At 61.0% G+C, this 26838-nt stretch carries 22 protein-coding genes and 1 pseudogene; 10 read left to right on the forward strand and 13 right to left on the reverse strand.

The features are described from left to right. Positions 1-15 precede the first annotated feature (15 nt). The 3 genes from MPN20_RS04595 to MPN20_RS04605 all read left to right on the forward strand — a co-directional run bounded on the left by MPN20_RS04595 (position 16) and on the right by MPN20_RS04605 (position 5020). On the forward strand, positions 16-831 hold the full coding sequence (locus MPN20_RS04595; protein ID WP_242779980.1) for a helix-turn-helix domain-containing protein: 816 nt from the start codon (positions 16-18) through the stop codon (positions 829-831). Positions 832-1136: 305 nt separating this feature from the next. Then, positions 1137-3218 (forward strand): hydantoinase/oxoprolinase family protein, encoded by a 2082-nt coding sequence (locus tag MPN20_RS04600; RefSeq protein WP_242779982.1) that lies wholly within the window; start codon positions 1137-1139, stop codon positions 3216-3218. An 11-nt stretch (positions 3219-3229) separates the two neighbouring features. Then, positions 3230-5020: a hydantoinase B/oxoprolinase family protein gene (locus tag MPN20_RS04605; protein ID WP_278189664.1), complete on the forward strand. Its 1791-nt coding sequence runs from the start codon at positions 3230-3232 to the stop codon at positions 5018-5020. 89 nt (positions 5021-5109) lie between these two features. On the opposite strand, the gene MPN20_RS04610 is transcribed toward MPN20_RS04605, so the two are convergent. From MPN20_RS04610 to MPN20_RS04665, 12 genes and pseudogenes are all read right to left on the reverse strand, one after another. Continuing rightward, positions 5110-5565 carry an FCD domain-containing protein gene (locus MPN20_RS04610; RefSeq protein ID WP_242779984.1) on the reverse strand — a complete coding sequence of 152 codons (456 nt, stop codon included), beginning with the start codon at positions 5563-5565 and terminating at the stop codon, positions 5110-5112. A 612-nt stretch (positions 5566-6177) separates the two neighbouring features. Further along, complete coding sequence (locus MPN20_RS04615; protein ID WP_242779986.1) at positions 6178-6993, reverse strand: CoA ester lyase; 816 nt, start codon at positions 6991-6993, stop codon at positions 6178-6180. A 33-nt stretch (positions 6994-7026) separates the two neighbouring features. Further along, positions 7027-8400, reverse strand: a complete 1374-nt coding sequence (locus MPN20_RS04620) for an MmgE/PrpD family protein (RefSeq protein ID WP_242779988.1) — start codon at positions 8398-8400, stop codon at positions 7027-7029. Positions 8401-8414: 14 nt separating this feature from the next. After that, on the reverse strand, positions 8415-9569 hold the full coding sequence (locus MPN20_RS04625; protein ID WP_242779990.1) for an acyl-CoA dehydrogenase family protein: 1155 nt from the start codon (positions 9567-9569) through the stop codon (positions 8415-8417). A 4-nt stretch (positions 9570-9573) separates the two neighbouring features. Further along, on the reverse strand, positions 9574-10737 hold the full coding sequence (locus tag MPN20_RS04630; RefSeq protein ID WP_242779992.1) for a CoA transferase: 1164 nt from the start codon (positions 10735-10737) through the stop codon (positions 9574-9576). Positions 10738-10795: 58 nt separating this feature from the next. Continuing rightward, positions 10796-11323 (reverse strand): MaoC family dehydratase, encoded by a 528-nt coding sequence (locus tag MPN20_RS04635; RefSeq protein WP_242779994.1) that lies wholly within the window; start codon positions 11321-11323, stop codon positions 10796-10798. 76 nt (positions 11324-11399) lie between these two features. Continuing rightward, entirely contained in the window at positions 11400-12689 is a 1290-nt protein-coding gene (locus tag MPN20_RS04640) for an MFS transporter (RefSeq protein ID WP_242779996.1), read from the reverse strand. 73 nt (positions 12690-12762) lie between these two features. After that, positions 12763-14211, reverse strand: a complete 1449-nt coding sequence (locus MPN20_RS04645) for an amidase (protein ID WP_242779998.1) — start codon at positions 14209-14211, stop codon at positions 12763-12765. Between the two features lie 1198 nt (positions 14212-15409). Further along, positions 15410-15739, reverse strand: a complete 330-nt coding sequence (locus MPN20_RS04650) for a putative quinol monooxygenase (RefSeq protein WP_242780000.1) — start codon at positions 15737-15739, stop codon at positions 15410-15412. 87 nt (positions 15740-15826) lie between these two features. Beyond that, a pseudogene (locus MPN20_RS04655) lies at positions 15827-16438 on the reverse strand (SDR family oxidoreductase); the annotation flags it as partial. An 18-nt stretch (positions 16439-16456) separates the two neighbouring features. Then, on the reverse strand, positions 16457-16615 hold the full coding sequence (locus tag MPN20_RS04660; RefSeq protein ID WP_242780002.1) for an SDR family NAD(P)-dependent oxidoreductase: 159 nt from the start codon (positions 16613-16615) through the stop codon (positions 16457-16459). Positions 16616-16779: 164 nt separating this feature from the next. Further along, the gene (locus MPN20_RS04665) at positions 16780-17538 is read right to left on the reverse strand and encodes an IclR family transcriptional regulator (protein ID WP_242780004.1); all 759 of its coding nucleotides are present in this window, start codon (positions 17536-17538) and stop codon (positions 16780-16782) included. A gap of 182 nt (positions 17539-17720) precedes the next feature. Here MPN20_RS04665 and MPN20_RS04670 point away from each other — a divergent pair, with 182 nt between their 5' ends. From MPN20_RS04670 to MPN20_RS04690, 5 genes are all read left to right on the forward strand, one after another. Next, positions 17721-18296 carry a hypothetical protein gene (locus tag MPN20_RS04670; protein WP_242780006.1) on the forward strand — a complete coding sequence of 192 codons (576 nt, stop codon included), beginning with the start codon at positions 17721-17723 and terminating at the stop codon, positions 18294-18296. Beyond that, entirely contained in the window at positions 18293-19897 is a 1605-nt protein-coding gene (locus MPN20_RS04675) for a GMC family oxidoreductase (protein WP_242780008.1), read from the forward strand. The genes MPN20_RS04670 and MPN20_RS04675 overlap by 4 nt, the downstream gene beginning before the upstream one ends. A gap of 268 nt (positions 19898-20165) precedes the next feature. Further along, positions 20166-20798 carry a dihydrofolate reductase family protein gene (locus MPN20_RS04680; RefSeq protein ID WP_242780010.1) on the forward strand — a complete coding sequence of 211 codons (633 nt, stop codon included), beginning with the start codon at positions 20166-20168 and terminating at the stop codon, positions 20796-20798. A gap of 77 nt (positions 20799-20875) precedes the next feature. Next, on the forward strand, positions 20876-21634 hold the full coding sequence (locus MPN20_RS04685) for an aldolase/citrate lyase family protein (protein ID WP_242780012.1): 759 nt from the start codon (positions 20876-20878) through the stop codon (positions 21632-21634). A gap of 144 nt (positions 21635-21778) precedes the next feature. Beyond that, positions 21779-23500 carry a thiamine pyrophosphate-dependent enzyme gene (locus MPN20_RS04690; protein WP_242780014.1) on the forward strand — a complete coding sequence of 574 codons (1722 nt, stop codon included), beginning with the start codon at positions 21779-21781 and terminating at the stop codon, positions 23498-23500. 106 nt (positions 23501-23606) lie between these two features. Here MPN20_RS04690 and MPN20_RS04695 read toward each other — a convergent pair whose 3' ends face one another. Then, positions 23607-24815: an SLC13 family permease gene (locus MPN20_RS04695; protein WP_242780016.1), complete on the reverse strand. Its 1209-nt coding sequence runs from the start codon at positions 24813-24815 to the stop codon at positions 23607-23609. A 32-nt stretch (positions 24816-24847) separates the two neighbouring features. Here MPN20_RS04695 and MPN20_RS04700 point away from each other — a divergent pair, with 32 nt between their 5' ends. Continuing rightward, positions 24848-25786, forward strand: coding sequence for a phosphoglycerate dehydrogenase (locus MPN20_RS04700; RefSeq protein WP_242780018.1), 939 nt, complete (start codon positions 24848-24850; stop codon positions 25784-25786). Between the two features lie 69 nt (positions 25787-25855). Then, entirely contained in the window at positions 25856-26707 is an 852-nt protein-coding gene (locus MPN20_RS04705; protein WP_242780020.1) for an aldo/keto reductase, read from the forward strand. Positions 26708-26838: the final 131 nt, after the last annotated feature.

Here is a 26838-nt window from a genome sequence, read left to right on the forward strand (position 1 = left end):
GTGAAAGAGAGTTCGATGTCTGAGAATGCGGTTAGCGCTCGTGCTGATGCTGCCACTGCTGCCGGTGGCGCTGTTGCCGGTGGCGCTGCCTCCGGTGGCGCTGAGGAGACCGGCGGTTTCACTGCGGAGGCCGGCAGCCTTACCGCGGAGACCGGCTCTGCGAAGGAGATCGGCGTCATCGACCGCAGTGCGGCGATCCTCACCGCACTGCAGGATGCACCGATGACCGCCGCCGAGGTCTGTCGTCGTTTGGGCTATTCCAAGTCGACGACGTATCGGCTCCTGGCGGATCTGCGCACTCACCGGTTCATCGTCCGTGACTCGTCGGGGCTGCTGCGGCTCGGCCCGTTCCCCGGTCGGCGCAGCATCGCGACGACGAACTCGGTGCTCGAGCATCTGCGCACGCTGACCAGCGAGTCAGTGCAGCTGTGGGTCCGAGTCGGGGAGGACCGGGTGTGCGTGCGCAATGTTGAGGCCGACCACGAACTCCGTGTCTCGCGCGGAGTCGGCACAGTGCTGCCGCTCGTCGACGGCGGGTCCGCCGCACTGGCCCTGTGCGGGCCCGGGAATCCGCAGGAGTTCTACGCGACGAAGCAGGCGCGGGTCCAGGGCACAGCCTCGGCGAGTGTGGCCGTCACTGCCGGCGGGATCCTTCTTGCTCTGTGCGTGTCCTATCCGCTGAACCGGGAGCCGGACAATGTGGCCGGTGCCTACCGGACGCTGCTGAGCCAGGCGGCCGTCGAGCTCAAATCGCTGCTCGAAGGCAGCGAGGAACTCGCTGTGCTCAAAGACATCGCACGGTTGGCATTGGGGGCGAAGAGTAAGCCGTAGTGCGGCTGGGAGGAACTGAGAAGGCCTCGTCGTCTGGGCTTTCGGCCGAAGCATCTCGGATCCGGTGAAGAGTAATGGGGCTCTTGCATCCGGGGAGTGCCCAAGGTAGAGAATTCCTTCCAATCAGTTAAACATCAGCTATTTAGAGTCAGATTGAGCAAGAATCATCGTAATAATTGAATATAGCGAGTGATTACGGGTCTGTTCAGCATAAAAGATCTGATGTATATTCGGTTGCGTGAGGCACACCACAGAGAAGTGGTAGGCAAAATCCTGACCCTGCCCCACCCTACGAATGGACTTCTATGAAGCGACTCGGAGTTGACGTCGGCGGAACTTTCACTGATTTGGTTCTGTGGGACGACGACGGAACAATCACAATCCACAAGACGCCCTCAACCAACGAAGACCCTTCCGTTGGCACCATGGACGGAATCAAGAGACTTGCGCAGAAAGCGGGAGTTGAGCCTACAAGCATCGAGATGTTCTTCCACGGAACAACCGTGGCGACGAATATAGTTCTTGAGCACAACGGCGACGACGTCGGAATGATCACCACAGAGGGTTTTCGCGACATACTCCATATCGCGAGGAAGAAGCGACCTCTCAACTACTCGAACTATCAGGAACTTCCTTGGCAGAAATGGCAGCTGGTGCCACGCCGGAACAGGCGCACAGTGCCAGAACGCATCGATGCCTCTGGGGCGATTCTCACACCGCTCGATGAAGGTGCAGTTCGAGACGAGGTTCGACTCCTGCGCGAGCGCGGTGTTGCCGCAATCGCTGTCGCATTTCTCCATGCCTATCGAAATCCCATTCATGAGCAGCGGGTCAAAGCGATCATCGAGGAAGAATTTCCTGATGCATTCATCTCGCTGTCAAGCGAAGTTGCCAGCCAGTACCGCGAATACGAACGCTTCTCAACGACAGCTCTCAACGCGTTCGTCGGACCGAAGACTTCGAACTACATTGCCCGTCTAGTCGATAAGGCATCCGCGGCTGGAGTGAGCGATGACGTGCATCTGATGACTTCGGCAGGCGGCCTGGTCACCGCAAGGAGCGCGCGGGAGACGCCAGTCTCTCTGCTGACGAGCGGAGTCGTAGCAGGACTCATCGGTGGATGTGCGATCGGAAAGGCCTCCGGGTACCCAAGCGTCATCACACTGGATGTCGGTGGGACATCGGCCGACGTCGGCGTTGCACCGGATGGGCGGTTGCGAATGAAGCACCTGCTTGATACACAGATCGGTGACTACCACGCCATGGTTCCGATGGCCGAAGTCGATACGATTGGCGCAGGTGGCGGGTCCATCGCATCAATCGATGAGGGCGGCATGTTCCACGTCGGTCCCCGCAGCGCCGGAGCGATACCGGGCCCGGCATGCTTCGGCCGCGGTGGCTCGGATCCGACATCAACGGATGCGATGGTGGTCCTTGGGTGGCTCCGCGAGGAGAGTTTCCTGTCGGGATCTATGACTGTGCAACCTGCTTTGGCAGAAGAGGCCGTACGAAAACACATCGCTGAACGGCTCGGTTCGAGCCTGGAGAAGGCTGCAATGGGCATTTTTACAGTGCTCGCACATTCGATGACCGAAGCCATTGGACTGCACTCCGTGAGAAAGGGTTACGATCCTCGTGACTTCTCGCTCGTTGCGGAAGGCGGGGCGGGGCCACTCTTCGCTTGGCACATTGCGAAGCAACTCGGGATTCCTCGCATCATCGTGCCTACTTACCCTGGGATAACCTCGGCAGCCGGACTTTTGGCGACAGACATCAGGTATGAAGTGCCGACCACGGTGTGGACCTCATCCGAGGACGCAGACGTTGAATTACTTGCACATGAAGTCGAGCGATTGTCCGCAGATGCCGTTGCTCAGCTCAAGAGGGACGGAATGCCCGAAGAACAGATTAGTCTGGAACGCAGTGTTGACTGCCGATACATCGGTCAGGGATATGAATTGCGAGTCGAAGCTCCAGATGGTGAGGTCGACGCGGATTGGGTGAAGGCAGTCTCGGAGGCATTTCACGAACTGCACGGGCGCATGTACTCACAGCGCTTCGACGAGAAACCTGTTCAGCTCGTCAATGTGCGAGTCACCGGTGTTGGAGCCGTACCTCAGATCAAACTTCCTCGAATCGCAGCCGGGACCGTCGACGCTAGTGCGGCCTTGGTTACAACGACGCGGGCGCTCATGTGGACAGACGATACCGCCGAACCCGAATGGACCGATACACGTGTCTATTCTCGCGAGCTGCTTCAAGCGGGCAATGAATTCACCGGGCCAGCGATCGTCGAACAGTTCGACTCGACGACCATCGTCGGTATCGGCCAGCGAGCAACGGTGGACGAACTCGGGCACATCATCATCGAAAGGAGTGAGGCATGAGCAAGGTTGCAATGCCGAAGACGGGAGTCTCACTGGCGCCCGAAGCACAGCGTAATTGGAACACGGTCGATGTCGATCCCATCACGTTGAGAGTGATCGGCGGAGCTCTCGACTCCATGGCGAAGGAGATGGCGCAGGTCCTCTACCGCATGGCGTACTCGAGTCTCATCCGCGAGTCCGAGGACCTGGGTGCCGGGATCTTCGATGTCAGCGGCAGAGAATTGTGCGAATCCGATTCGACACCGATGCACTGTGGGTCCATCCCTGCCTATATCAAGGGGATCAATCGCAAGCTCGCTGGCACGTACAAGCCAGGGGACGTCATCCTGCACAATCATCCCTATCACGGGGCTGCGCACTCACCCGACTATGGGATCATCATCCCGATTTTCTGGAACGAACAACACATTGGTTTTGCTGGGTGTACGGGACATGTCTCCGACATCGGCGGCAACTTTCCGGGTCTCTGTATGGACGTCGTGGATGTCTGGGCCGAGGGGAAGCTCATGGACTCAATGAAGATATACGACGGCGGCGTCCGCAACGACATGCTCATTCAGCACATCCTGGACAATGTTCGGACACCGGAGCAGAACCGCGGAGATCTTGAAGCGCTGGTGTCATGCGCTCGTATCGGCGAGAAGAGATATCTCGAGCTCCTCGAGTCCTACGGACTCGACACCGTCATGAGCGCAAGCGAGATGTGGATGGACTACTCCGAAACCATGTTGCGCAACAAGATCAGAGAGCTGCCGGACGGCAGTTATGAAGCGCCCATTGGCTATTTGGACGACGACGGTAAGAAAAGGGGCGTACCTATCAAGGTGGCGGTTCGTGTCGAGATCGACGACGATGAGGTGCTCATCGACCTCACCGGTTCGAACGAGCAAGTGCCGACGGCATTCAACGTTCCCTTCGAAGGATCGGTATTGCCGGTCGCTGTCAGTGCTATTCGGACAATTCTCCTTGATGAGGAGACGACCGCAGAATACGTTCCACAAAATGATGGCTGTTTTAGGCCTGTGCGAGCATATGCTCCGGAAGGCACGATCTTCAATCCCGATTTTCCTGCCTCGTGTTTCGCCAGATTCTCTCAGGTCAATCGGGTCTTTGACTCGATCAATTTGGCATTGGCGCCGATCCTCCCCGACCATGCCATTGCCGGATCGTCGTCGGCGCTGTGTGCCATCGCCTATTCGGGGGTGGCCGAAGACGGCGAAAGCTACTGGGTGTATATCGAGATCAACGAAGGTTCGTATGGTGGTCGCAACGGTAGAGACGGTATGGACGCTGTCGACGCTCTGATGGCGAATACGCGGAACAACCCGATCGAAGAGCTCGAGCTCAACCACGCCATGAGAGCCGAACGCTACGAACTTCGCGATGAATCGCCGGCCCCGGGTCGTTGGCGAGGTGGCATCGGCAGCGTGAGGCGATGGCTGATGATGACCGACACATTCCTCGGTTCAGAAGCTGACAATCGAAGCGATCCGCCAGCTGGGGCACTTGGCGGAGCTAACGGAGTCTCAGGCTCGTTCGTGCGCAACCCGGGCACAACTCGCGAAGAAGTGCTTCACTCGAAAGTCACGCAGGAGGTCGTCAAGGCTGGAGACACTTTGGAGATCAGAATGCCATCGGGAGGTGGCTTCGGCAATCCATTCGAGAGGGACACATTCGCAGTGCTGCATGATGTGTGGGATGAATATCTGAGCGCAGAGGAAGCTATCCGAGACTACGGAGTCGTTGTTGACACCGAGAACTGGGTCGTCGACGATGAAGCAACGGCAGCTCTTCGGTCCTGATCATATGGTCGATTGAACCCAGTTGCGCGGGCTCAACCTCGTCGCCACCACGAACTCACACTCGTGGTGGCGACGAGGTCTCGCGCCTCTCAGCGCTTGTCGAAGTTCTGGTAGTAAGCGGAGACCTTGTCGAGGTGCCGGCGCATGAGCGTCATCGCAGCCATCGAGTCCCGGTCGACGATTGCCTCAAAGAGCGCCGAATGGTCGTGGCTGACCGTGGTGCCGATGTTTGCAGCAGCATTGGCGTCTCCGACGACGTTCTGCAGAGCATTGAAAAGGGGAATTGTGACGACTTCGAGCAGAGGATTGTGCGAAGCTTCAACGATCTGCTGGTGGAAGGTCGAGTGACTGGAGAATGACGACTCCTCGCTGCGCAGGCTCGGATCCGAATTCCTCAGCCTCTCGAGGTCGTCATCCGTCCGACGGGAGGCTGCGAAGCCGACCGCGGGAACCTCGGTGATGTGCCGGATCTCCATGAGATTCTCGATCGAGATCGAATCGGCAGACGCCAGCAACGTGACTCCGATCTCCAGTTGCGAGCCCAAATGACCGACGGTGGGGATCGTGACAAATGTCCCCCCATTGACCCCACGCACGCTTCGGACCAGGTGCTCGCTCGATAGCGTCCGCAGAGCTTCACGGATCGTGCTCTGCCCGACCGCAAAAGTCTCCCGAAGCTGCCCATCTGAGGGCAACCGTGATCCAGGGCTGAACGTGCCATCTAGAATCTGACGTCGCAGCTCGGCTGCGACCACCGAGTAGGCGGTTCTCGATTCGACCATGTCAGGCCGGAGCAATCGTCGTCATATCAGTCCAGGTCTCTGTCGTTGTCTTGGCTCTTAGCACGTCTTCAGCTCCTTAGTTCAGGAGACTGCGGCCCATGATGAGCCGCTGCCCCTGCTTGGTTCCCTCATAGAACTGGGCGATCTCGATGTCGGCAATCATGAACTTCAACCCCCAGGATCTCGGTAATCCGATGACCAAACTGTTAGTGCTGCTTCAGATATCCGATCGCGTAGTCCAAGGCACTCTGGCGACCTCGACTGCCCGTGATGCCATCGTAATGCGAGTACGGTCAAGAGTCCGCAAACCGATATTCAGGCCGTGTCCGTTGCGCCGAGGCTGAACGCTGGGTCACCGTCCTCGGCAACGAACGTTCAGTTGCCATGCGCCAGCAGCATTTCGGCACGACGAATGATGACTTCATCGACGAGCTCGCCGTCGAGGACGAATGCCCCGGTACTGCGCGATCGGGCTTCGGACATGACCGACTGTGCCCAGTCGAGCTCTTCCGCACGTGGTGCGAACGCCGAGCGGATGGGGTCGATTTGCCGGGGATGAATGGCCAGTTTTCCATCGAACCCCTGGGCTGCTGCGGCATCAGCCTCCCCGCGCAGCCCGGAATCATCGTCGACAGTGCTGTGGACCGAGTCGATGACGGATAGCCCACACGCGCGTGCGGCGTAGAGGATTCGAGTTCTCGCATAGGCGAGGGGATCGGAAGCGGGCATAGTCGAGTTTCCCGTGCTCCGAATCCGCAGATTCAGTGCCAGATCCGCTGAGCCGAGCGCTAATGCACTGACTTGCTGATGTGCGGCGATCCGGTCGGCCTCGATCACGCCCCTAGCTGTCTCAATGAGGGCGATGACCTCGAGGCCGGTCAGTGATTCGAATGGATGGTCTGCCTCTGCCATTGGAACCATGACTCGTGTGATCCCGCGCTCGCGGACGGCGTCGAGATCAGAGGCAACATGGGCCGTATCGAAGCCATTGATGCGGACGCAGACTCGTTGTGGATCGAGGGGCGAAGTGACCAGCAGTTCCCGCGCTGTGTCCTTGTCCTCGGGTCGCACAGCGTCTTCAAGGTCGATGATTGCCAGGTCGGCAGCCTCGATCGCCTTGCCATAGCGTTCTGGTCTGTCCGCTGGAACGAAGAGCCAGCCGGGGCCCGTAGCTGTCATTGATGTGGTCATCGCGGCGCCTCACCGTTTGCGGCCTCGGTGTGCTCAGCCACAGAAGGTGCCGATGATCTCTGTCGCCGGTCGACTGCCCTGCGCATCGATGATCGTTGACTGAATTGTGCCTGCTTTCTCAACTCCGACGACGGGTAGGGCACAGTCGGAGAACTTCACAGCCACCTCGGTGTTTGTCAACGGTCGTGATTCGTGACCGCGATTGATCTTTTCGGACTCGTGCAGGGTCGTTCCGTCTTTGAGGGTGATGGCAAGGTCTCCGGAGAAGGCCTTCGGATACAGGCTCTCGTCATCGTGTTCGACTGTGAGCAGAGCAGCGGCCGCGAGCACGTCCTCTTCGCCGCGCGCTGACTCGTTGAGTTCATCGAATGTGATCTTTCCATGTCGCAGGGCCGCCGCTGTGAGGTAGGGCAGGCTGAACTTCGCGTCGTACTCGCCGCGCGGTCGCAATTTGTCCTCCACGGGCTCACACACGACCCGTGCCGGCACCTCGTGGATCCTCGCCGTCATGTGTTCGATTTGGGAGTATTCGAAGGCAGGATCCTCGCGCAGACGCAGGGCAATGTCGATGAAGGAATGGGTGAAATGGCAGGTCGGGAACGGTTTGACCGCAACATTGTCGACCTCCCACACCTCGCCGAGGTTGTCGAAGAGTTCCGTACCGGGTGCTTCGCTGTCCTGAATGTGGGTGCGGTAGAGACCGAAACGTCCTTCGTAGATCCCGGCCGGGCCGTCGAAGCCGGCGGCCGCCAGACTCACCGCGTGCAAGCCGGCGTTGGCTGCCCAGCCCGGGTGGAGACGTTTCGTTCCGGATCCTTCGTCGAGGAATTGGAGCACTCCGGAGGAGAACGATCCGACGATGCCCTGAGCGGCGACGAGTTGCTTGGCAGTGAGCTTGTGGATGATCCCTGCGCCGATCGCTGAGCCATAGGCGCCGAGCACACCGGTGGGATGGAATCCCTTGTCATGGAACCGTCCGTCGGCCGCCATCCCCAAGCGGGCGTTGACCTCGATGGCGAGGATGTAGCCGAGCAGCAGTTCGTCGAAGGTGATCGACTCGTCGCCGGCACTTGCACTGATGACAGCGGCCAGTGATGACGCGCTGACATGGGAGACGGCAGCGATATGCGTATCGTCGAAGTCGTGCCCGTGGATCATCAGTCCATTGGCGATGGCAGCGCCTGACTTGGACAGGGTTTCACTCCGGCCGATGACGGGTACTTCACCGGGATCCAAGCGTGAGAGCCCATTCAGGGTCACCTCGGCGAAACCGGTGGTGCTTGCTGCGATGCCGACGCCGATCGAGTCGAGCATGAGGTGACGAGCACGCAATTTCACCTCTTCGGGGATATCCGCAATGGTGATGGACGAGACCTTGGCTGCGATTGTCTCTGAGATGCTTGGCATGGTGTCTCCTGACATCAGATCTGGGTTCGACCGGCGAAGATGGATTTGGCGATGACTGTGTTGAGGACGTCGTTCGTGCCCTCGCCGATGCTCATGAGCGGAGCGTCTCGGTAGAGTCGCTCGATTTCGTATTCCTTGGAGTAGCCGTAGCCTCCGTGGATAGACATAGCTTCGATGGCCGATTCGAGTGCGACTTCGGAGCAGAAGACTTTGGCCATTCCGGTCTCTCCGTCTGCACGACCCTTAAGGAGGGACTGGGCAGACCAGTACATGAGCTGACGCGCGGCCTGCACGCGGGTTGCCATTTTGCCGATACGCAGCTGGATGGCCTGGAAATTGGAGATCGCCTGTCCGAACGATTCGCGCTCCTGGGCATAGGCGACCGATTCTTCGAGCGCGCGCTGTGCGATGCCCACCGAGCGGCCCGCGATATTCACCCGACCCCACTGCAGTGCTGAGAGCACCTGCTGCATTCCGCGCCCCTCGACCCCTCCGAGCAGTGCACCCTCGTCGACCTCGCAGTTATCGAAGAGGACCTCACAGCTTTCGGGGCCCTTATATCCGAGCTTCGGTATGTCCTTAGTGACTTCGAATCCGGGGGTGCCGGCCTCGACGAGGAGGATACTCATTCCACGGTGCGCGGGAGTCGTGTCGGTGTCAGTCTTGACGAGGACGGGAAGTGGATCAGCATGTCGTGCGTTGGTGATCCACATTTTGGACCCATTGATGACGTACTTTCCGTTGACCTTCTTGGCTGTGGTCTTGATGCCCTGCAGGTCAGTGCCGGCATCCGGCTCCGTGAGTGCGAGCCCCGTCCGCCTCTCTCCCGAAGCCAGCGACGACAGATACGTGGACTTCTGCTCCTCGGTGCCATGTTCGGCGATCATCTTCGAGGCCATGGTGTGGCTGCCGAGAACACCTGCGATCCCCATCCACCCGCGGGCCAGCTCCTCGAAGACGATTCCGAAGGAGATTGGGTCGATGCCCAAACCATCGTGTTCCTCGGGAATCGTCAGCCCGAAGAGGCCCATCTCCTTGAGCTTGTCGATGATGTCGGTCGGGTACTCGCCCGAAGCCTCCATCTCCCTGGCGACGGGGACGATCTCCTTGTCGACGAACGATCGCAGGGACGTCTTGAAATCATTCTGTTCCTCGGTGAGTTCGAACATGGTGTCAGGCTCCTGTGCTGGTAGTTGTCGTGTCGAGTTCGGCCAAGAGTTCGGCTCGATGCTCGTCGATCTGTGGTGCTGCCCGGTTGGCATCGAGACGTGGACCGACGCGGGGCGCAGTGGCGATGTTGCTGATCGGACCCCATCGTTCGTGATCGGTGTCGAAGATAAGTCCGCGTTGGGCAACAAGTGGGTCCTGCAGGGCTTCGGCCACGCTCTTCACCTTGGCTACGGGAACGCCTGCAGCCTCAAGCCGATCCACCCATTCGTCGGCCGTGTGCTCGATGAACGCCGCTTCGAGAATGGCGAGCAGTTCGGCCTTGTTCTCGATTCGACGGTCGAAGCTGGAGAATCTTTCCTCTGCAAGGCGGTCGTCTCCGACGACTTCGGTCAAACGGAGGTAGAACTTCTCTTTGGCGCAGCCGACGGTCAACCATCCATCGCTTGCTTCGAACGCCTGGAATGGTACGAGCGAGGGATGGGACGACTTCGTTGTCCTCTGCGGTTCGAACCCTTCATTGAGGTGCCAGTTGCCGACATAGGACAGCATTGACACGGCGGTATCGAAGAGGCTGAGATCGCAGTCCGTCCCCACCCCGTCACGGCGGGCGGCGTGCACTCCGGCCAGCATCGAGATCGCTGCGACCAGTCCGCCGCTGAAGTCGACGAGAGACAAGCCTGATTTGGTCGGAGGCCCTTGGGGCTCGCCGGTGATATCCATCCATCCGGCTGCTGCTTGGAGCATGTAGTCGTATCCCGGCCGTTTGGCGGCGTCGCCCTCGCTGCCGTACCCGGACAGCGTGCAGCAGACGACCTGCGGATTGATGTGGCGCAGGGAATCGTAGGTGATGCCGAGCTTGGCGGGGACATCGCCGCGCAGATTCGAATAAACGACGTCTGCCGTGGCGACAAGGCGGTTGAAGACCTCCCGGTCGTCATCATCGTTCAGGCTCAGCGCAATACTGCGTTTGTTGCGATTGAAGGACTCGTAGAAGAGCGAATCAGTGCCTTCGCGGTACGGAGGCACATAGCGTCCGATGTCGCCACCTGAGTTCGGGTCTTCGATCTTGATGACGTCCGCTCCGAGGTCGGCGAGCTGCATTGACCCCCAGGGGCCAGCTCCGTACTGTTCGACGGCGATGATGCGAATGTCTTCGAGCGGTTTCATCTGTCTGCACCTACTTCTCTGCGAATTTGTGTGGATTGGAGAACTGGTCACAGTGTGCTCAGCTGTAATCGGTGACGGCATCGGCTGATTCGGGGAAGTAATCCTGGCCGATTCCGCTAGCCTTCGTGGCAACCATGACCGAGCGTTTCCATGTGACGACAGTTGTCCCCTCCTGGTTGAGTCCTCTGGTGGTCATCGAAATGATTCCGGCGTATTCCCGTGACTTCGAGCGGCGGGCCTCCGTGCAGACGCTCTCTGCGTACAGAGTGTCGCCGACGTAGACGGGATGGCGGAACATGATGTCGGTGAACGCAAGGTTCGAGATCGCGTTCTGACTCATGTCGAACACGGTCAGGCCGAGGACGAGTGCAACGGTCAGTCCGGAGTTGACGATGACCTTGCCGTCGGTGATCGGGTTCTGAGCCGCGAAGTGTTCGTTGAAGTGGTTCTGGTTCGTATTCATCGTCAGATTGGTCAGCCAAACGTTGTCAGCGTCGGTGATGGTCCGGCCGAAGGGATGCTGGTACACGTCTCCGACGATGTAGTCCTCGAAGAAGCGACCGATGATGGCGTCGTGAGTGGTCATGTGGTGATGTCTCCTAGTTCGAGTGTGCGTCTGGGGTTGTTGGTTTGGGTGAGTCGGATTCGCTGGTTTCCGGCCCTCAAGCGATGTCTTCGAGGCTGCGTCCACGGGTCTCAACTGGGATGATGAGGACCACGACGATCATGCAGACCGCCATGGAGCAGACGAAGCTGATTGGGCCGAAGAGCCCGAATGAGACGAAGAGCCCGGACATGACGAATGGCACGATGATTGAGGCCCCGCGGGCGAAGGTGTAGGAGATGCCGGTGCCGCGTAGCCGATACCGCGTCGGATAGAGCTCGGGCATGTAGGAATAGAGCACGAAGGTCACGAGAGTGTAGATCGCTGTGACGAGCAGGAGGCCGATGATGACGATCAACACGATCGACTGAGCAGCGGCATAGGCCAGTCCCAGTGGTATGACGATGATCGAGAAGACGATGATCGCGGTGCGTCTGTTCATTCGGTTGATGAGCAGGAGGCAAACAAGACCTCCTCCCGGGGCGCCGAGCGCCATGGCCGTCGTGTAGCCGAGGGAGTGTGAAACGTCGATGCCCTGCTCGACGAAGAAGGTCGGCATCCAGGAGATGAACCCGTAGACGAACATATTCACACCGACCGCGACGACCGTACCGAGGATCGCCAGTTGCCAGAAGGGGCGCCGGGCGGTCACCTTCGACTGTGTTTGTTCGGTCGGGGGAGCAGGAGGATTGTTCTTCAGCGTCGTCGGCGACAGTTTCTCGAACTGCTCCACGACCACTTCAGCTTCTTTCAGCCGGCCTTTGACAACCAACCAGCGTGGAGATTCGGGGCATCGTTTCCTGGCGATCCAGACGATGACAGCGAGGACCGCGCCGATGATGAACATCCACCGCCACCCGAAGTTGGAGATGACCACTGCGCCGATCGCGGAGGCGAAGAGAAGTCCGGAATTGACGAGGATTCCCAGAAACGCAGTCCATCGGCCTCGGCTGCGAGGGGGAACGAATTCGCCGAGGATGGCCGCAGCGAGGACGAGCTCTGCTCCGAGACCGATACCCATGATAAATCTGGTACCCACGAGGAACTCGAAGGTCGGCGCAAACGCGGCGGCGAATCCGGCGATGGCGAAGATGAGCAGATTGAGTTGGTAGCTCATTCGCCGTCCGAATCGGTCGCCAATGAATCCTGCTGTCGCGGCGCCGAGGAGCATACCGAAGAACGTCATGGACATGAAGATTGCGATTTCGTGCACTCCGGCGAACCCGGTTGAGACGAGTGCCGCTGACACGCCGGCCGCGACATAGACGTCATAGGCGTCGATCATCGCCCCAGCGCCGATATATGCGAAGAGTTTCTTGTGTTCCCGGTTCGTTGTGAGCGCGTCCATTCGCGCCCCGATTTTCATTTCTTCGAGTTTGGTGTCCACAGACATCGTTGTCGTGCCTTTCTGAAGGGGCGTGTTATCTGATGGTTTGCGAAATCGCTTGTGCGCGATCGAGCAGCGCCAGATCGTCGAATGGTCGGCCGATGATCTGCAATCCCGGCGAGAGTGAGTCGGTAGCTTCGGGGAGGGGGATCGTGATTGCTGGAAGTCCGAGGTAGTTGATGACTCGGGTGAAGCGGCTTGCTCGCATGTAGTCGTCTCTGCACCGCTGGCTCGACATGTCACCGTTGCCGGGCGCTTTCGGGGCCAGGATCGGACTGGTGGGAGTGAAGAGGAAACGTGAACCCTGCATGACAGTTGCAATGAAGTCGTTCTGCGCGTCCGCCCGGCACGCGATCGCATCCGCATACTCGATGGCGGAAACTGCGGTTCCGCGGATTGCTCGTGACAGCACCTGGTCTCCGAGGAGGTTCCAGTCCCAGTCGAGGATTCTGCCGATGTTGCGTGCTGCCTCGACGCTGACGATGGCGACGGAGCTGCGGCTGAGCTCGGTGTCGTCGAAATCCACGCTGAACGCGGTGTTCTGTCCGAGCGCCTGAAGCGCAGTCGAATAGGTCAGGGTCACTTCGGGGTTGCAGATTCGTGAGGCCGCTTCGACCGCCAGATGAGAGATCTGACATTCATTCGCCGGCTGATTCGCGTCGAGCTTACGGCGCGCCTCAGGGGAAACGGTGTCGGCGTCGTCGAAGAGGACATTCGCCGTCGTCCTCACGGTGTCAACGTTGGGGGCGATGAGTCCGATCGTGTCCAAAGATTCGGATAGATGAATGAGGCCTAGGTGGGAGAAGAGTCCATTGCTGGGTTTGTAGCCGACCAGTCCGCAGAAGGCTGCTGGAAGCCGGACAGACCCTCCGGTGTCGGTACCTAAGGACACATCGCTGACGCCCGTTGCGACGGCGATGGCCGAACCGCTCGAGGATCCACCTGACAGGTACCGTCCGTTGCGTGGATTTACACCGTCGCCAAGCCACTGATTGTGCCCCGTGGGGCTCATGGCGAGTTCGGCCATGTGATTGGCTCCGACGATTGTGCCACTGGCGGACTCGATCGCGAGCAGCAGCGGTGAGGTGCAGTCTGACTTTCTACCGTTCAACGATGGGTTCCCCGCTGTGAGGGGGTAGCCCGCGATGCCTATGTTGTCCTTGTGAGTGAACCGAATGCCTGCGAGTGCTGTGCTGCTGGGTTCTTCTACTATGACCGGGCTCGAGGTGTACTTGCGCAGGATCCCAGTCCGCGGGGAATCATGTGAGGTTTCAATCCAGGCGGACGATTGCGCTTCTTCGTCGCTGTGGTCCTGGCGCAGCCATGGGAGAGGGTTCGGGCGAGAGAACGAGCTGTCGATTTCGGCGGCGGACTCTGACAGAAGACGGGTCGCCCGCTCTGCGTCGGTTGATTCGAGGAGTTCATTGACTGCGGTGCTGATGCGCGCTGATGCCGCCGTATGTGTCTTGGCATTGGTCTTCAAGTCTCATCGTCCTTCGTGGAAGCAACAGCACTCCGCAGCATTGCGATTGCCGGTCCAGTTCCGAGTTCTCGCCGGCGAGTACCCGAATCATCTGACAACCTAGAGCTTAAACCTATGATGTATTGCCGTCAATAGTCGGATATTGGGCGATCAAGGTCAAAATATGAAGTAATACCTCAGATCAATGATGGGTATTTTGAGTGTCTGCCGCGTCGCGATGCCCATCATGCAGGCAATCGACGACTCTTAGCCGGTGGCGGTAGGTGAACCGCGTCGATGTGTGCCGGGGAGCGTCCGCCCGACGTTATGGCCACGGTACATCGGGGCTCAGGAACGCGCGATGGATGCTTTGAGATTTCCGCCGAATCCGAGAGGCAATCCAATGGCGGCATTGAGCGCTACCGTGGCTGGCGACGTCGGCCATGATTCGCGGACCAGGCGGGCCACCGAAGAACTCGCGAAGCGTGTGGCCGACCTGATCGGCGTCGAAGCACGTCGAGGCTGGGGAGGCCCTCGAACTCGCCGAGGTCGCAGACGAGATCTTCGACTTGGAACCGGAGCTGAGCGTGGCGCGGATGAACCGCCGTGTCTCGTCGGTCTGGCCCGCCTCTGTGCGGGTACGCGATAGCCTGTTGCCTGCACACGGTCAATCACCGGGTGTTGCTGCGATCGTTTGAAACCGCCAAAGGAAAGGGAACAATAATTGATTCCTGAATCGAGAGGTGGACGAATCGCATACTTTATAGTCGCGGCGTTTTGCCTACTTCTTCTCGCGTTCTGCATCTTCGTATGGTTCTGGGCCGGGACGGTCGAGGACGGATGGGTGAGCGCATATGCGGCAGTGATAGTAGTTTGGCTGGTCTGCGTGCCGGTTGCCTTCGTGCCTCTAGGTTGGTCGTTGGGACTGTTGATCGCCCGAAAGGTCGAAAAGAAGAAGTCCCAGCGAAGGCAAACTCGTCCACATGAGGTCCCCCTCAACTTATAGGCACGTGCTCTGTCTCATGCACGGTTGGCCTTGGGGGCGAAGAAGAAGCCGTAGTGCGGCTGGCAGGAGCTGAGAATAGGAAATTCTGGTGCGAATATGACGCTCCAGGCCGCACCAGAATTTCCTATTGACGGACCCGGGTTGGCCTTCAACGGACCTGTGTTGGCTCTCAACGGGCCTGCCGTTGGTCCGCGGCATGGCAGCCGCGGCGGATCAGTCGACCTGGAGCTCTCCCATGGCGTCCCAGCCGTCGCCGTCGATCTGGCGAGAGATGATCTTCGGCGTTGATGCGAGGGCGTTGTTCATGGGGCCGCCGTCCGCAGTTGCCTTCTGAAAATGATCGGACTTCACGTGCGCCTCGGCGGCGTCATCGTCGAAGGCTTCGACAAGGACGAACTCATTGGGATCATCGAGGCTGCGTGACCAGTCGAACCATTTGTTCCCCGGCTCGGCTCGGGTCGCCTCGGTGAACTCCTTGGTGATCTGGGGCCACTCTTCTGCCTTTTCGGGCTTGACCTGGAATTTGACGACGATGAAGATCATAGGTGGTCCTTTCGCAGATGAACCGGTAGGCGGTATCTCCGCCTGCCTTTTGGTGGCCTGATACAGGTGGTTCGGTGATTCTACTTCTCAGGAGAACTGCATGCCGCCGTCGACTAGCATGGTCTGGCCGGTGATGTAATCCGAGTCTTCGCTGGCCAGGAACGAGACGAGGCTGGCAACATCTTCGGGAACAGAGACTCGGCCGAGCAGGATGTCACCGGCATACTTCTTGATCGCCTCTCCCTTCTGCAGACCTTCCTCGGCGGCGAGTTTCTCATCGATGAGGTCCCACATTGCTGTTCCGACGATGCCGGGACCATAGGCGTTGACTGTGATGCCGTGCTTCGCCCATTCCATGGCCGCGCCCTGCGTCAGGCCGCGCACGACCCATTTGGTTGCCGAATACGGTGAGAGCATTGCGAAGGGGCGGAAGGCTACGATCGAGGCCGCACCAATGATCTTCCCGCCGTTTCCCTGCTCGATCATCTGCCTGGCGGCCGCCTGATAGGACAGGAAGACACCGGTGATGTTGACGCCCAGAATCTTTTCGAAGTCTTCTTTGGAGTAGTCGACGAGCGGTTCGACCTGAGCGATGCCCGCGTTCGCGACGAAGATATCGAGTTTCCCGCCGGCTTCGACGGCAGTGGAGACGAGGGCTTCGACCGAGGCTTGATCGGTGACATCGACCTGGGTTGCTGTGGCGCGACCGCCGGCCTTCTAGATAAGCGAGACCGTTTCGCTGACGCCGTCTGACATGGTCGGCAGGTCAGCGACGACGACGTGGTGTCCGTCTGCGCCGAGGCGCTGGGCGATTCCCTGGCCGATTCCCCGACCGGATCCGGTGACGACTGCGACGCTGTATGTGTCTGTGGGCATGGTTGTACTCCTTGATGTCTCGTCCTTGAGTGAGCACGACCAGTCTGGGGACAAATGGCATGGTGAGAATACGGTTGTTCTCATGTCGTGAGAAACAGTCGTTTCGGGAGCTCAGCCTGCGGGGAGCGTGGACTCGGGGGCTCAGCCTGCGGGGAGCGTGGACTTCAGCGTATGCCGCCGCGCAGATACCTGGAACAGAGACCGGCGCGATCGCGCAGAGCCGTCTCGATCTCCTTCGTGCGGCCGGTGGCCCTGCTCGAGGGGGTACTCACGGCGATCGCTCCCACCTGCAGGCCGGTTCCATTGCGAACCGGAACGGCGGCGCAGGTCTGGCGCGGCAGGAATTCGTCCTGTTCCCATGCGATGCCACGGGTGGCCACCTCGGCGAGGTGATCGTCGAGGAGATCCCGGCGCACGATTGTCTGCGGGGTGAGGACCTGCATGCCGCGGGCATCGAGGTACTCGGTCCGCTGGTTCGCGGGCATGGCCGAGAGGAGGATCTTTCCGAATGCGGTGGCGTGGGCGGCCTCGTGAAAGCCGAAGCGCAGGGGCCGCAGACGAGGGTGCTTCTCGCAGTCCGAACAGTAGGTGAGGATGATGTCCGAGCCGCGGTAGATGGCGAAGTACGCGGCCGTGCCCAGGCTCCGATGGAGTTCGTCAGTGATCTGGCGGATGGGAAAGGGCACAACGAGGCGCTGCTGGAACGAGAGACCGAGCTCGAAGCATTTGGGTCCGAGTTCGAACTGCTTCTCATCACTGAGGTAGACGAGATAGCTGGCGTCCTCGAGCTCGTGGAGCAGGCGATAGACGGTGGGGAGGGGGATCTCCAGCCTGTCGGCGACCGCCTTCGCCGAAGCGCTTCCCGAGGTCGACACCGCCTCGAGGATGGAGAAGACCCGATTGATGACCGCGCTGTTCGACATCTGCTCTCCACCTTTACGGCCTGGGCTCTCCGACCGAAGTTCACCGTTGAACGTTTGTGACTTTATCGCCTCGTGAGAATCAGCATAGTGGGCTGTGGTCCAGTTCACGTAGGTTGCTCATAACCGATTCGGCAATGATGCCCGGAGCACGGGCATCAGCAGGAGGAGCAAAGGAGCACCAGATGGCATTCCCCGCCAAATTTCCGTCGCTGAACGCGATGGAGATGACCGACGAGGCGAGGCAGACACTCGTCCGAGTCCTGCGAGTGGCATTCCCGCACAAGAATTTTCCCGACGGCCCCTATGAGCGTACGGCTGACAAGATCCTCATCGAAGCCGATGCGGAGACCTGGTTCCGAGTAGCCCTCATCCAGGGCCTGCAGTCACTCGATCAGCTGTCTGACGAGGGCTTCTGCGCGCTCGACGACGAATCTGCGCTGAAGGTGCTGCGAAGGGTCGAAGGCACGGAATTCTTCGGCTTCGTCCGACGCACCGCAGTCCTCAACCTCTATGACGACACCGAGGTGTGGGAGACCCTGGGATACGAAGGTCCGTCCTTCGACCAGGGAGGCTACATCAACCGCGGGTTCGACGACCTCGACTGGCTTCCCGAACCGCGCATCCTCTATCCCGAGGATGAGCCAATCCCCGAACTGGGTTCCGGCGCCCAACGGTCACCACAGACGGCTAACTCGGCCGAGGAGTCGACGAATCAGCCGAGCGCAGCACGTGCCGACATGGGGAAGGTGGAAAAATGACTGAGAAGAACACTCAAGCAGGTCGCAGCGTCACCGGACACAGCATCGATGTCGATGAGGAAGCTGTCGTCATCATCGGATCCGGTGCAGGCGGCGGCACCCTTGCCTATGAACTCACCGCCAAGGGCATTCCTGTCGTCGTTCTCGAGGCTGGGCCCGATCTGGGCCACGAGGACTACGTCAACAACGAGTGGGAGGCATTCAACCAGATGGCCTGGTTGGATCCGCGGACGACCTCAGGGTCCTGGCAGGTTGCGAACGACTTCCCCAACCTCCCCGCCTGGATCGTCAAGGCCGTGGGCGGAACCACAACGCACTGGTCAGGGGCGACTCCGCGATTCAAGAATCACGAGTTCAGCGCCCGCAGCACCTACGGACGCATTGAAGGAGCTAACCTCCTCGACTGGCCGATCACCCTCGACGACATGGCGCCCTATTACGACCGGGCCGAGAAGTCGATGGGTTCGACCCACGTCCACGGACGCCCGCCGCTGCCGGCGAACAACAACTACAAGGTCTTCGCCAATGGTGCCAAAGAGGTCGGGTACCGCTTCTACGCCACCGGCCCTTATGCCACCAACGCTGAGGAATACGACGGTCGCCCCGCTTCGATCCAGGACGGCTTCAACTTCCAGGGAGATAAGAACAAGTCGAAATGGTCGACGCTGGTCAGGGAGATCCCACGAGCCGCGGAAACCGGTCTGCTCGACCTGAGGCCCGAGTCTCAGGCGGTGCAGATCACCCATGATTCCGCAGGAAATGCCGACGCCGTGCTCTACCTCGACAAGGACGGCAATCTCCACCGACAGGCCGCCAAAATGGTCTGTGTAGCCGGCAACTCGATCGAAACACCCAGGCTGCTGCTCCTGTCGGCAACACCAAGCTTCCCAGACGGACTAGCGAACTCCTCGGGGCAAGTGGGACGCAACTACATGCGCCATCTCACCGGAACAGTGTGGGGCCACTTCGACAAACCAGTGCGGATGTACCGGGGTGAGACGATGGCCGGCGTCATCGCCGACGAATCAATCCACGATCCCGATCGCGGATTCGCCGGCGGCTATTACATGGAGACGATTTCCCTGGGCCCGGCGTTCATGTCGGCATTCGTCGATCCTGGGGCGTGGGGTCCAGATTTCGCAGCCTTGATGGACCGCTACCTCAACACTTCTGGCATGTGGATCGTGGGCGAGGATCTGCCGCAGGAGTCGAACCGGATCACGCTCAACACTACGGTGAAGGATCAGCACGGACTGCCGGTTCCGAACGTTCACTACGATGACCATCCGAACGACCTGGCGATGCGTGAGCATGGCTTCGCCGCGGGTGAGTCGGTATACAAAGCGGTCGGAGCGCAGACCACGCACCGCACACCGCCCTATCCGTCGACCCATAATCTCGGCACCGCGAGGATGAGTGAGAGGCCGGAGGACGGTGTCGTCGACAGTTGGGGTCGTTCCCACGATGTGAAGAACCTCTTCATCTCCGATGGCTCGGTCTTCACCTCCAGCGCAGCGGCGAACCCGACGCTGACCATCGTCGCTCTCGCCATTCGGCAGGCGGAATACATCGCCGAGCAGCTGCGGACACAGCAGATCTGAACTTGTGCAGATCAGCAGATCAGCAGATCAGCAGATCAGCTGAGTGCAGGTGATGATGAGCGCACGGGTGCCGAAGGCGAAACGCCTTTGGCGCCCGTGCGCTCTGCGCTGTCGTCTGGGTGGCGCTTGGGTGAGGGTGAGGAAATGATGCGTCGGGAGGCGAGGCTGATTGGGTGAGGGTGGGGAAGTGACAGTGCAGGATGGTCAGGGCGATAGTGTGAGGTCGTTGGATATTCGTGATCTGCGGGCACCATGAAGGAGACTCACCTTGCCTCGTACCGTCTATTACACCGCGACGTCTCTTGACGGGTTCATTGCGGACCCGAGCGATTCCCTCGCCTGGCTGCTGCGGCAGCCGAACGAAGATCCCGATGACGACTTCTTCGCGGGGGTCGGCGCGATAGTGATGGGCGCGACGACTTACGAATGGCTGCTGCGTAATCTCGACGGTCCATGGCCGTACTCGATCCCGACGTGGGTGATGACCCATCGAGATCTGCCGATGCCTTCGACAAAGACCGCCTCTGATCAGACAGAACCGAGCCCGAACCCGAGCCAGGATCAGAGCCCGAAACAGGACCCGGGCGAGCAGGGACTCTCGGAACTTCAGGAGCCGGACATCCGGTTCGCCAAAGGCCCGATCTCCGACCACTACTTCGAGATGTGCCAAGCCACCGGCGACCATGATCTGTGGGTCATGGGCGGCGGGGACCTGGCGGGACAGTTCGTCGACGAGGGGCTCCTCGACGAGATCATCACCTGGACGGCACCGGTGACGCTCGGTTCGGGACGTCCTCTTCTTCCGCGCCGCCTCGATCTTGAGCTTCTCGGGATGGACCGTCGGGGACCGTTTGTGACCGCTCGGCATCGTGTCATCGGTGCCCTGCAGGAGGACCAGTAAAAGGCTGACTCAGCGAGGCCCGATCCGGATGGCGGGCGCCCCTGGCGCTGGGGCACGGGCTGTGATTCGATGCACATATGACTGAAGCTATCGAGAACCATCGCGCCCGCCTCGCCGCCGGAGAGATCTACAACGGACTGTGGATGATGTCGACGAGCCAGGAGCTCGCGAAGATCGGATCCGCGGCTGGCTTCGACTACGTCTGCCTCGATATGCAGCACGGTTTCACGCGGCCGACGGATGTCCTGCGACTGACCGATGCCCTCCGTGCCAGCGGTTCGGCCCTGGTCGCGGCGAGGGTCTCAGCGAACCGTTTCACGGAGATAGGGATGCTCGCCGACGCCGGGGTCGAAGCCGTCATCGTCCCGCTGGTCTCCTCAGTGGCCGACGCCGAGGCGGCTGTGCGCGCCCTCGATTACCCGAGTCGCGGCGGCGACCGTTCCTGGGGGCCGACCGCCGAGCTCATGCACAATGCCGTGCAGGACACCCGCGACGAGCGCCCCCTGCTGTTCGTGATGATCGAGAACAAAGAGGGCCTCGCGAACGTTGAGAAGATCTGTGAAGTCCCGGGCATCGACGGCGTCTATGTCGGCCCGGCCGACCTTGCCTTCGCAGTCGACGCTCTGCCCGGCCAACCCAATGACGCCCACACCGAGGCGGTCGCTCGGATCCGTGCAGCCGCAGACAGCGCCGGAATCGTCCCCGGCATCCACTGCGGCAGCGGTGCGGAAGCCAAGATTCGCAAGGCGCAGGGATTCCGATTCATCACCTCGGCGGGGGATATCGGGGCTGCAGGACGTGCGTTCCGGGAGGATCTGAGCACCGCCCGGGGGTGAGGCGGAACGAATGCGTTAGGCGAGGCTCCCGCCCCGCCTAACGCACTCTCACGCCCAGGAAATGTGCCTCCAGCTCCCCGGCTGTCCACAAGCGTGCAGGCGTAGTGTGAATGGGAAACGGGTGAACCAACCGGAGGAGCCGTCATGAGCACAGTGGCCGAATCAATCGTGAAATCGCTGGCCGACTACGGCGTCGTCAGTGCGTGGGGAGTCGTCGGGGACGCCCTGAACCCGATCACCGATGCGATGCGCACAGATGAGCGGATCGAATGGATCGGCGTGCGCCATGAGGAGGCTGCCGCTTTCGCCGCCGGAGCGCAGGCCCAACTCACCGACCACCTGGCGCTGTGCATGGGCACCGTTGGGCCCGGAGCCGTGCACCTGCTCAACGGACTCTACGACGCGAAGAAGTCCCACGCACCTGTCCTGGCCATCGTCGGTCAGGTGCCGACGGCGGAGATCGGCTCGGACTTCTTCCAGGAGGTCAACAATGACGTCCTGTTCGCTGACGTCTCGGTCTTCTGCCAGACCGTGACCTCGGCCGAGCAGATGCCTCAGCTTCTCGAACAGGCGGTCAACTCAGCCATGGCCGAGCGTGGCGTCGCTGTGCTCACCGTCCCCGGCGATATTGGAGGACTCGAGCTGCCCAAGGGTTCCCGCGATCCCTTCTTCGCGCCACTGCAGGCGCAGGCCGCAGCCCCGGATGATCAGATCGCCGAGGCGGCCGCCGCCATCGAGCGCGCGAAGAAAGTCACACTGCTGGTGGGCCGGGGAGCCCTCGATTCCCGGCAGCAGGTTCTCGAGCTCGCCGAACGGCTGCAGGCTCCCATGGTCCTCACCCTCAAGGCCAAGGAGGGGTTGGAGCAGGACAACCGGTTCCAGGTCGGCCAGACCGGTCTGATCGGGAACCCGGCAGCCGCCTCGGCGCTGGAGGAATCTGATCTCGTCCTTATGCTCGGCACGGACTTCCCGTACCGCGAGTGGTATCCCACGCACCCCACGTACCTCCAGCTGGACATGAAAACCGCGCACATTGGCCGCCGCGCGCAGGTCTCACACGCTCTGGTCGGCCACGTCGGCCCGACCCTGCTCAAACTGCTCCCGCAGATCTCGAGCCGGAGCGAGACCCGCCACCTGGACAAGGCTGTCAGCCATTATGAGAAGTGGAAGGACGGCCAGGCTAAGCTGGCCGATCCCAACTTCAACTCCAGCATCGTGGGCAAGATCCGCAGCCTCGTCGATGATCATGAACACCGCATCCGCCCCGAAGCCGTCGCCGCAGCGCTCGACGAATTCGCCGACGATGATGCGATCTTCACCAGCGACACGGGAATGTCGACGGTGTGGCTCTCACGCTTCATCACCTTCACCGGCAAACGCCGGCTGCTGGGCTCCTACAATCTCGGGTCGATGGCGAACGCGATGCCGCAGGCTCTGGGTGCGCAGGCGCTCGACCGCAAACGCCAGGTCATCGCGAACTGCGGTGACGGCGGGCTGATGATGCTGCTCGGCGACCTGCGCACCGCCGTCACCTTCGACCTCCCCGCCGTCTTCGTCGTCTACGACAACGGACGGCTCGGCATGGTCCGGCTCGAACAGGAGCAGGGCGGGTTGCCGGAGTTCGGCACGGTCCTGGACAACCCGAACCTCGCCGAGGTGGCCACCGCCATGGGTCTGACATCGTTCCGGGTGACGAAATCGGGTGACCTCAGGGACACGATCCGAAAGGCACTGTCCACGACCGGTCCCGTTCTCGTCGACGTGCTGACCAACCCCGAGGAGGTTTCGGTGCCACCGGAGTTGAGCATGGATCAGGCCTGGGGCTTCGCGATCGCCAAGTCCAAGGAGTTCATCGAAAGCGCGTGAGGGCTGTCGGGGTCGTGAAGTGAAAGTGATGGTCGCCGAGGTGGTCCCTGCCTGGGGATCGTCGGCCGCAGTTCACCGCTGGCTGAGATTCATCGCGGGCTGAGTTTCACCGCTGGCTGAGCCACAGCGCGAACGTCGTCGCGGGAACCATGACCACGGTGAGGCCGAGTCCCAGAAGCGCGAACTTCGCCCAGGAGATCCTCACCCCCATCTTCGTCAGACGTTGATGCCACAGGAGCGTCGCCAGCGACGCCCAGGGCGAGACCAGCGGCGCGAGGTTGACGCCGATGAGCAGAGCTCCCATGCGCAGGGGGCTCGCGGCGATCGATGAGAACGCCAAGTACGCCGGCAGATTGTTCATCGCGTTGGCGCCCAGAGCCCCAACCGCGGCGAGCTGGAGCAGATCCCAGAAACCGTCGCCCGTCCCCGCGGCTGCGGTCAGGAAAGAGGCGAGACCATGCGCCTCTGCCGCTCTGACGAGCACGAAGAGGCTGGCCGCGAACGCTAGGGTCCGCCACGGCACCAGTCTGAGGTTCAGAGGTGTCCAGCTCTCCTGAGAGAACCGTCGATTCCGGATTGCGAAGGTGCCCAGCAGGAGCAGCGCGGCGACTCCTGCCACGATCGAGACCGGCAGACCGGAGACCAGCGCCGGCAGCAGCAGGCACACGACGATGAGGCTGACGATGAACAGCGGACGGTCCGGCAGCCGGGTGCGTTCCGTCAGCTCGAACCGGCCGACCAAGGACTTTCTGTGGATGATCGACAATGCCCCGATCGTGATGACCACGCCGGTCAGCGCCGGCGCCCACATTGCTGACAGAAACTCGAACGGAGTTTCGCCGAAGACGCCGGCTGCCAATAGGTTTGTCAGGTTGGAGACCGGCAGGAAGAGTGAAGCAGTGTTGGCCAGCCACACCGTGGCCAGAGCGAACGGCAGGGGAGAGAGCCCGGCGTGCCTTGCCAGCACCACGATGATGGGCGTCACGAGGACAGCGGTGGTGTCCAGAGACAGGAACGCAGTGGTCACAGTGACCATAGCGAGCACGAAGGCCCAGAGGAGAACGACCCGCCCTCGTCCCCACACCGCTAACTGCTCGGCGATGACGGTGAAGACCCCGGCAGCACTGGCCAGCTCGGCCACGATGGTCATGGCGATGACGAAGACGAGAACCGGCCCCGTCGTGACCGTCAGATCGATCAACTCGTCGAACGGCAGCAGCCCGGTAGCAATGACGACGACGGCGGCGCCGAGCAGAACCCACGAGCCGATCGCGATCCACCTGGATCGCACCGGGATGGAGTCAGTTTCGTTCACGTCTGAACAGTACGCCGGATATCCTCGCAAATATGAGCAACCGCATCGTCATCACGACTGACTACCTCCACTCCGGCGACACTGTTGACACGATGCTGCGCGAGCACGGCCTCGAACCCGTCTACTCGCCGGCAAAGGGATCGCGTACGGACGAGGAGAAGCTGTCCCTGTTCGAGGGGGCCGCCGGTGCAATTGCCGCGAGCGAACCGGTCACCCGCGAGATGCTCGCAGCTGCTCCGACGATGAAAATCATCGCCCGGGCAGGGGTCGGCTACGACAGCATCGACCTCGACGCGGCAGTCGAACTCGGCATCCGCGTCTGCAACACCCCGGGCGTCAACCATCACGCGGTCGCCGAGATGGCGCTCGCCCTCATGCTCTCCTGTGCCCGGAAGCTGAGCACAGTCTTCGAAGGCGTGACGGCTGGCGGCTGGCCGCGAGAAGCAGGAACCGAACTGCGCGGCAAGACGCTCGGCGTCATCGGATATGGGCCCAGCGGCCGAGCGATCGCAGCACTCGGCGCGGCACTGGGGATGCGAGTCCTCGTCTCCACCGCGCACCCCGACCGGTCGCCGGGTATCGAGTTCGCGGATTTCGACACGACTATCCGGGCCGCCGACTACCTCACGCTTCACAGCCGAGCGGGCACGGGTGAACCGCTCATCGGCGCCGATTCCTTCGCTGCAATGAAGAGCTCGGCAGTGCTCATCAACACGGCCCGCGGATCCCTCGTCGACGAAACCGCTCTCGTTCAGGCACTCAACGACGGTCAGATCGCCGGCGCTGGCCTTGACGTCCTGCAGCGCGAACCCATCGACGAGAGCAACCCGCTGCTGACGATGGACAACGTCGTCATCACCTCTCACCTGGCCGGACAGACATTCGAAGCCCGCGAACGGGCCGGGGTCGCGGCAGCTCAAGCCGTCATCGACGTGCTCGACGGACAGACCCCGAACGGACTCGTCGTCTGATCCTTAAGGATCGCTGAGTCCAGCTGACCGCTCTGGCCGGAACCACCTCGGCGGTCATAGGGTGGGGATATGCCCACTTCAGCGCAGAACTCAGCCATTCCCACTCTTGACCTCAACGACGGACAGTCGATTCCGCAGATCGGTCTCGGAACCTACGCGATGAAGGACGACGAGGGCGTCGACGCGATCGTTGCCGGCATCGACAACGGCTATCGCCTCCTCGACACCGCGGTCAACTACGAAAACGAGCGCGAAGTCGGCCAGGCCATCACTGACGCCAGTGTCGACCGTGACGACCTTGTCGTCACGAGCAAGATCCCCGGCCGCCACCACGGTTTCGACGAGGCGATCGCGAGCACCGAGGAATCGTTGGCCCGACTCGGCCTCGACTACCTCGACCTCCACATCATCCACTGGCCCAATCCGAGTGTGGGCAAGTACGTCGAGACCTGGCGCGGACTCATCGAACTGCGCGAACGCGGGCTGGTGAAATCCATCGGCGTCTCGAACTTCACTCAGGAGATGCTCCAGGAGCTCATCGACGAAACCGGGGTCACTCCAGCAGTCAACCAGATTGAACTCCACCCCTACTTCCCGCAGAGCGAGCTCATCGAGTTCCATCGTTCCATCGGCGTCCAGACCGAAGCATGGTCACCGCTCTACCGCGACCAGGGGCTGTTCGAGGAAACACCCATCGCCGAGGCGGCATCTGCCCATGGCGTCGAACCATCCCAGGTCGTCCTGCGCTGGCACCTGGAGATCGGCAGCCTGCCGATCCCGAAGTCGGCGAACCCCGAGCGCCAGAAGCTCAACGCCGACATCTTCGACTTCACCCTCACCCCCGCCGAGGTGGATGCAATTTCCGCTCTCGAGCGCGGTCGAATGAAGGACCGTGACCCGCTCACTCACGAAGAGATGTGAGATCCCGCCTCAGGCGGTCGGTGCAGACGGAAAGATCTCGTGCAACGAGGCCAAGGCCGCCTGCCCCCGCGATGTCTTCGCCGAGGTGGGGCGTAATTCCATGTGAGAATGGTCCCTGTGAGATCGTAGCT

Origin of the sequence: Brevibacterium sp. ZH18 (assembly GCF_022748595.1) — a bacterium.
Taxonomy (GTDB): Bacteria; Actinomycetota; Actinomycetes; order Actinomycetales; family Brevibacteriaceae; genus Brevibacterium.

Excerpts from the sequence above, each read along its gene's own strand:
- MPN20_RS04595 (WP_242779980.1), top strand. The coding sequence starts at position 16 with ATGTCTGAGAATGCGGTTAGCGCTCGTGCTGATGCTGCCACTGCTGCC.
- MPN20_RS04600 (WP_242779982.1), top strand. The coding sequence starts at position 1,137 with ATGAAGCGACTCGGAGTTGACGTCGGCGGAACTTTCACTGATTTGGTT.
- MPN20_RS04605 (WP_278189664.1), top strand. The coding sequence starts at position 3,230 with ATGCCGAAGACGGGAGTCTCACTGGCGCCCGAAGCACAGCGTAATTGG.
- MPN20_RS04615 (WP_242779986.1), bottom strand. The coding sequence starts at position 6,993 with ATGACCACATCAATGACAGCTACGGGCCCCGGCTGGCTCTTCGTTCCA.
- MPN20_RS04620 (WP_242779988.1), bottom strand. The coding sequence starts at position 8,400 with ATGCCAAGCATCTCAGAGACAATCGCAGCCAAGGTCTCGTCCATCACC.
- MPN20_RS04625 (WP_242779990.1), bottom strand. The coding sequence starts at position 9,569 with ATGTTCGAACTCACCGAGGAACAGAATGATTTCAAGACGTCCCTGCGA.
- MPN20_RS04630 (WP_242779992.1), bottom strand. The coding sequence starts at position 10,737 with ATGAAACCGCTCGAAGACATTCGCATCATCGCCGTCGAACAGTACGGA.
- MPN20_RS04635 (WP_242779994.1), bottom strand. The coding sequence starts at position 11,323 with ATGACCACTCACGACGCCATCATCGGTCGCTTCTTCGAGGACTACATC.
- MPN20_RS04640 (WP_242779996.1), bottom strand. The coding sequence starts at position 12,689 with ATGGACGCGCTCACAACGAACCGGGAACACAAGAAACTCTTCGCATAT.
- MPN20_RS04650 (WP_242780000.1), bottom strand. The coding sequence starts at position 15,739 with ATGATCTTCATCGTCGTCAAATTCCAGGTCAAGCCCGAAAAGGCAGAA.
- MPN20_RS04660 (WP_242780002.1), bottom strand. The coding sequence starts at position 16,615 with ATGCCCACAGACACATACAGCGTCGCAGTCGTCACCGGATCCGGTCGG.
- MPN20_RS04665 (WP_242780004.1), bottom strand. The coding sequence starts at position 17,538 with ATGTCGAACAGCGCGGTCATCAATCGGGTCTTCTCCATCCTCGAGGCG.
- MPN20_RS04670 (WP_242780006.1), top strand. The coding sequence starts at position 17,721 with ATGGCATTCCCCGCCAAATTTCCGTCGCTGAACGCGATGGAGATGACC.
- MPN20_RS04675 (WP_242780008.1), top strand. The coding sequence starts at position 18,293 with ATGACTGAGAAGAACACTCAAGCAGGTCGCAGCGTCACCGGACACAGC.
- MPN20_RS04685 (WP_242780012.1), top strand. The coding sequence starts at position 20,876 with ATGACTGAAGCTATCGAGAACCATCGCGCCCGCCTCGCCGCCGGAGAG.
- MPN20_RS04690 (WP_242780014.1), top strand. The coding sequence starts at position 21,779 with ATGAGCACAGTGGCCGAATCAATCGTGAAATCGCTGGCCGACTACGGC.
- MPN20_RS04700 (WP_242780018.1), top strand. The coding sequence starts at position 24,848 with ATGAGCAACCGCATCGTCATCACGACTGACTACCTCCACTCCGGCGAC.
- MPN20_RS04705 (WP_242780020.1), top strand. The coding sequence starts at position 25,856 with ATGCCCACTTCAGCGCAGAACTCAGCCATTCCCACTCTTGACCTCAAC.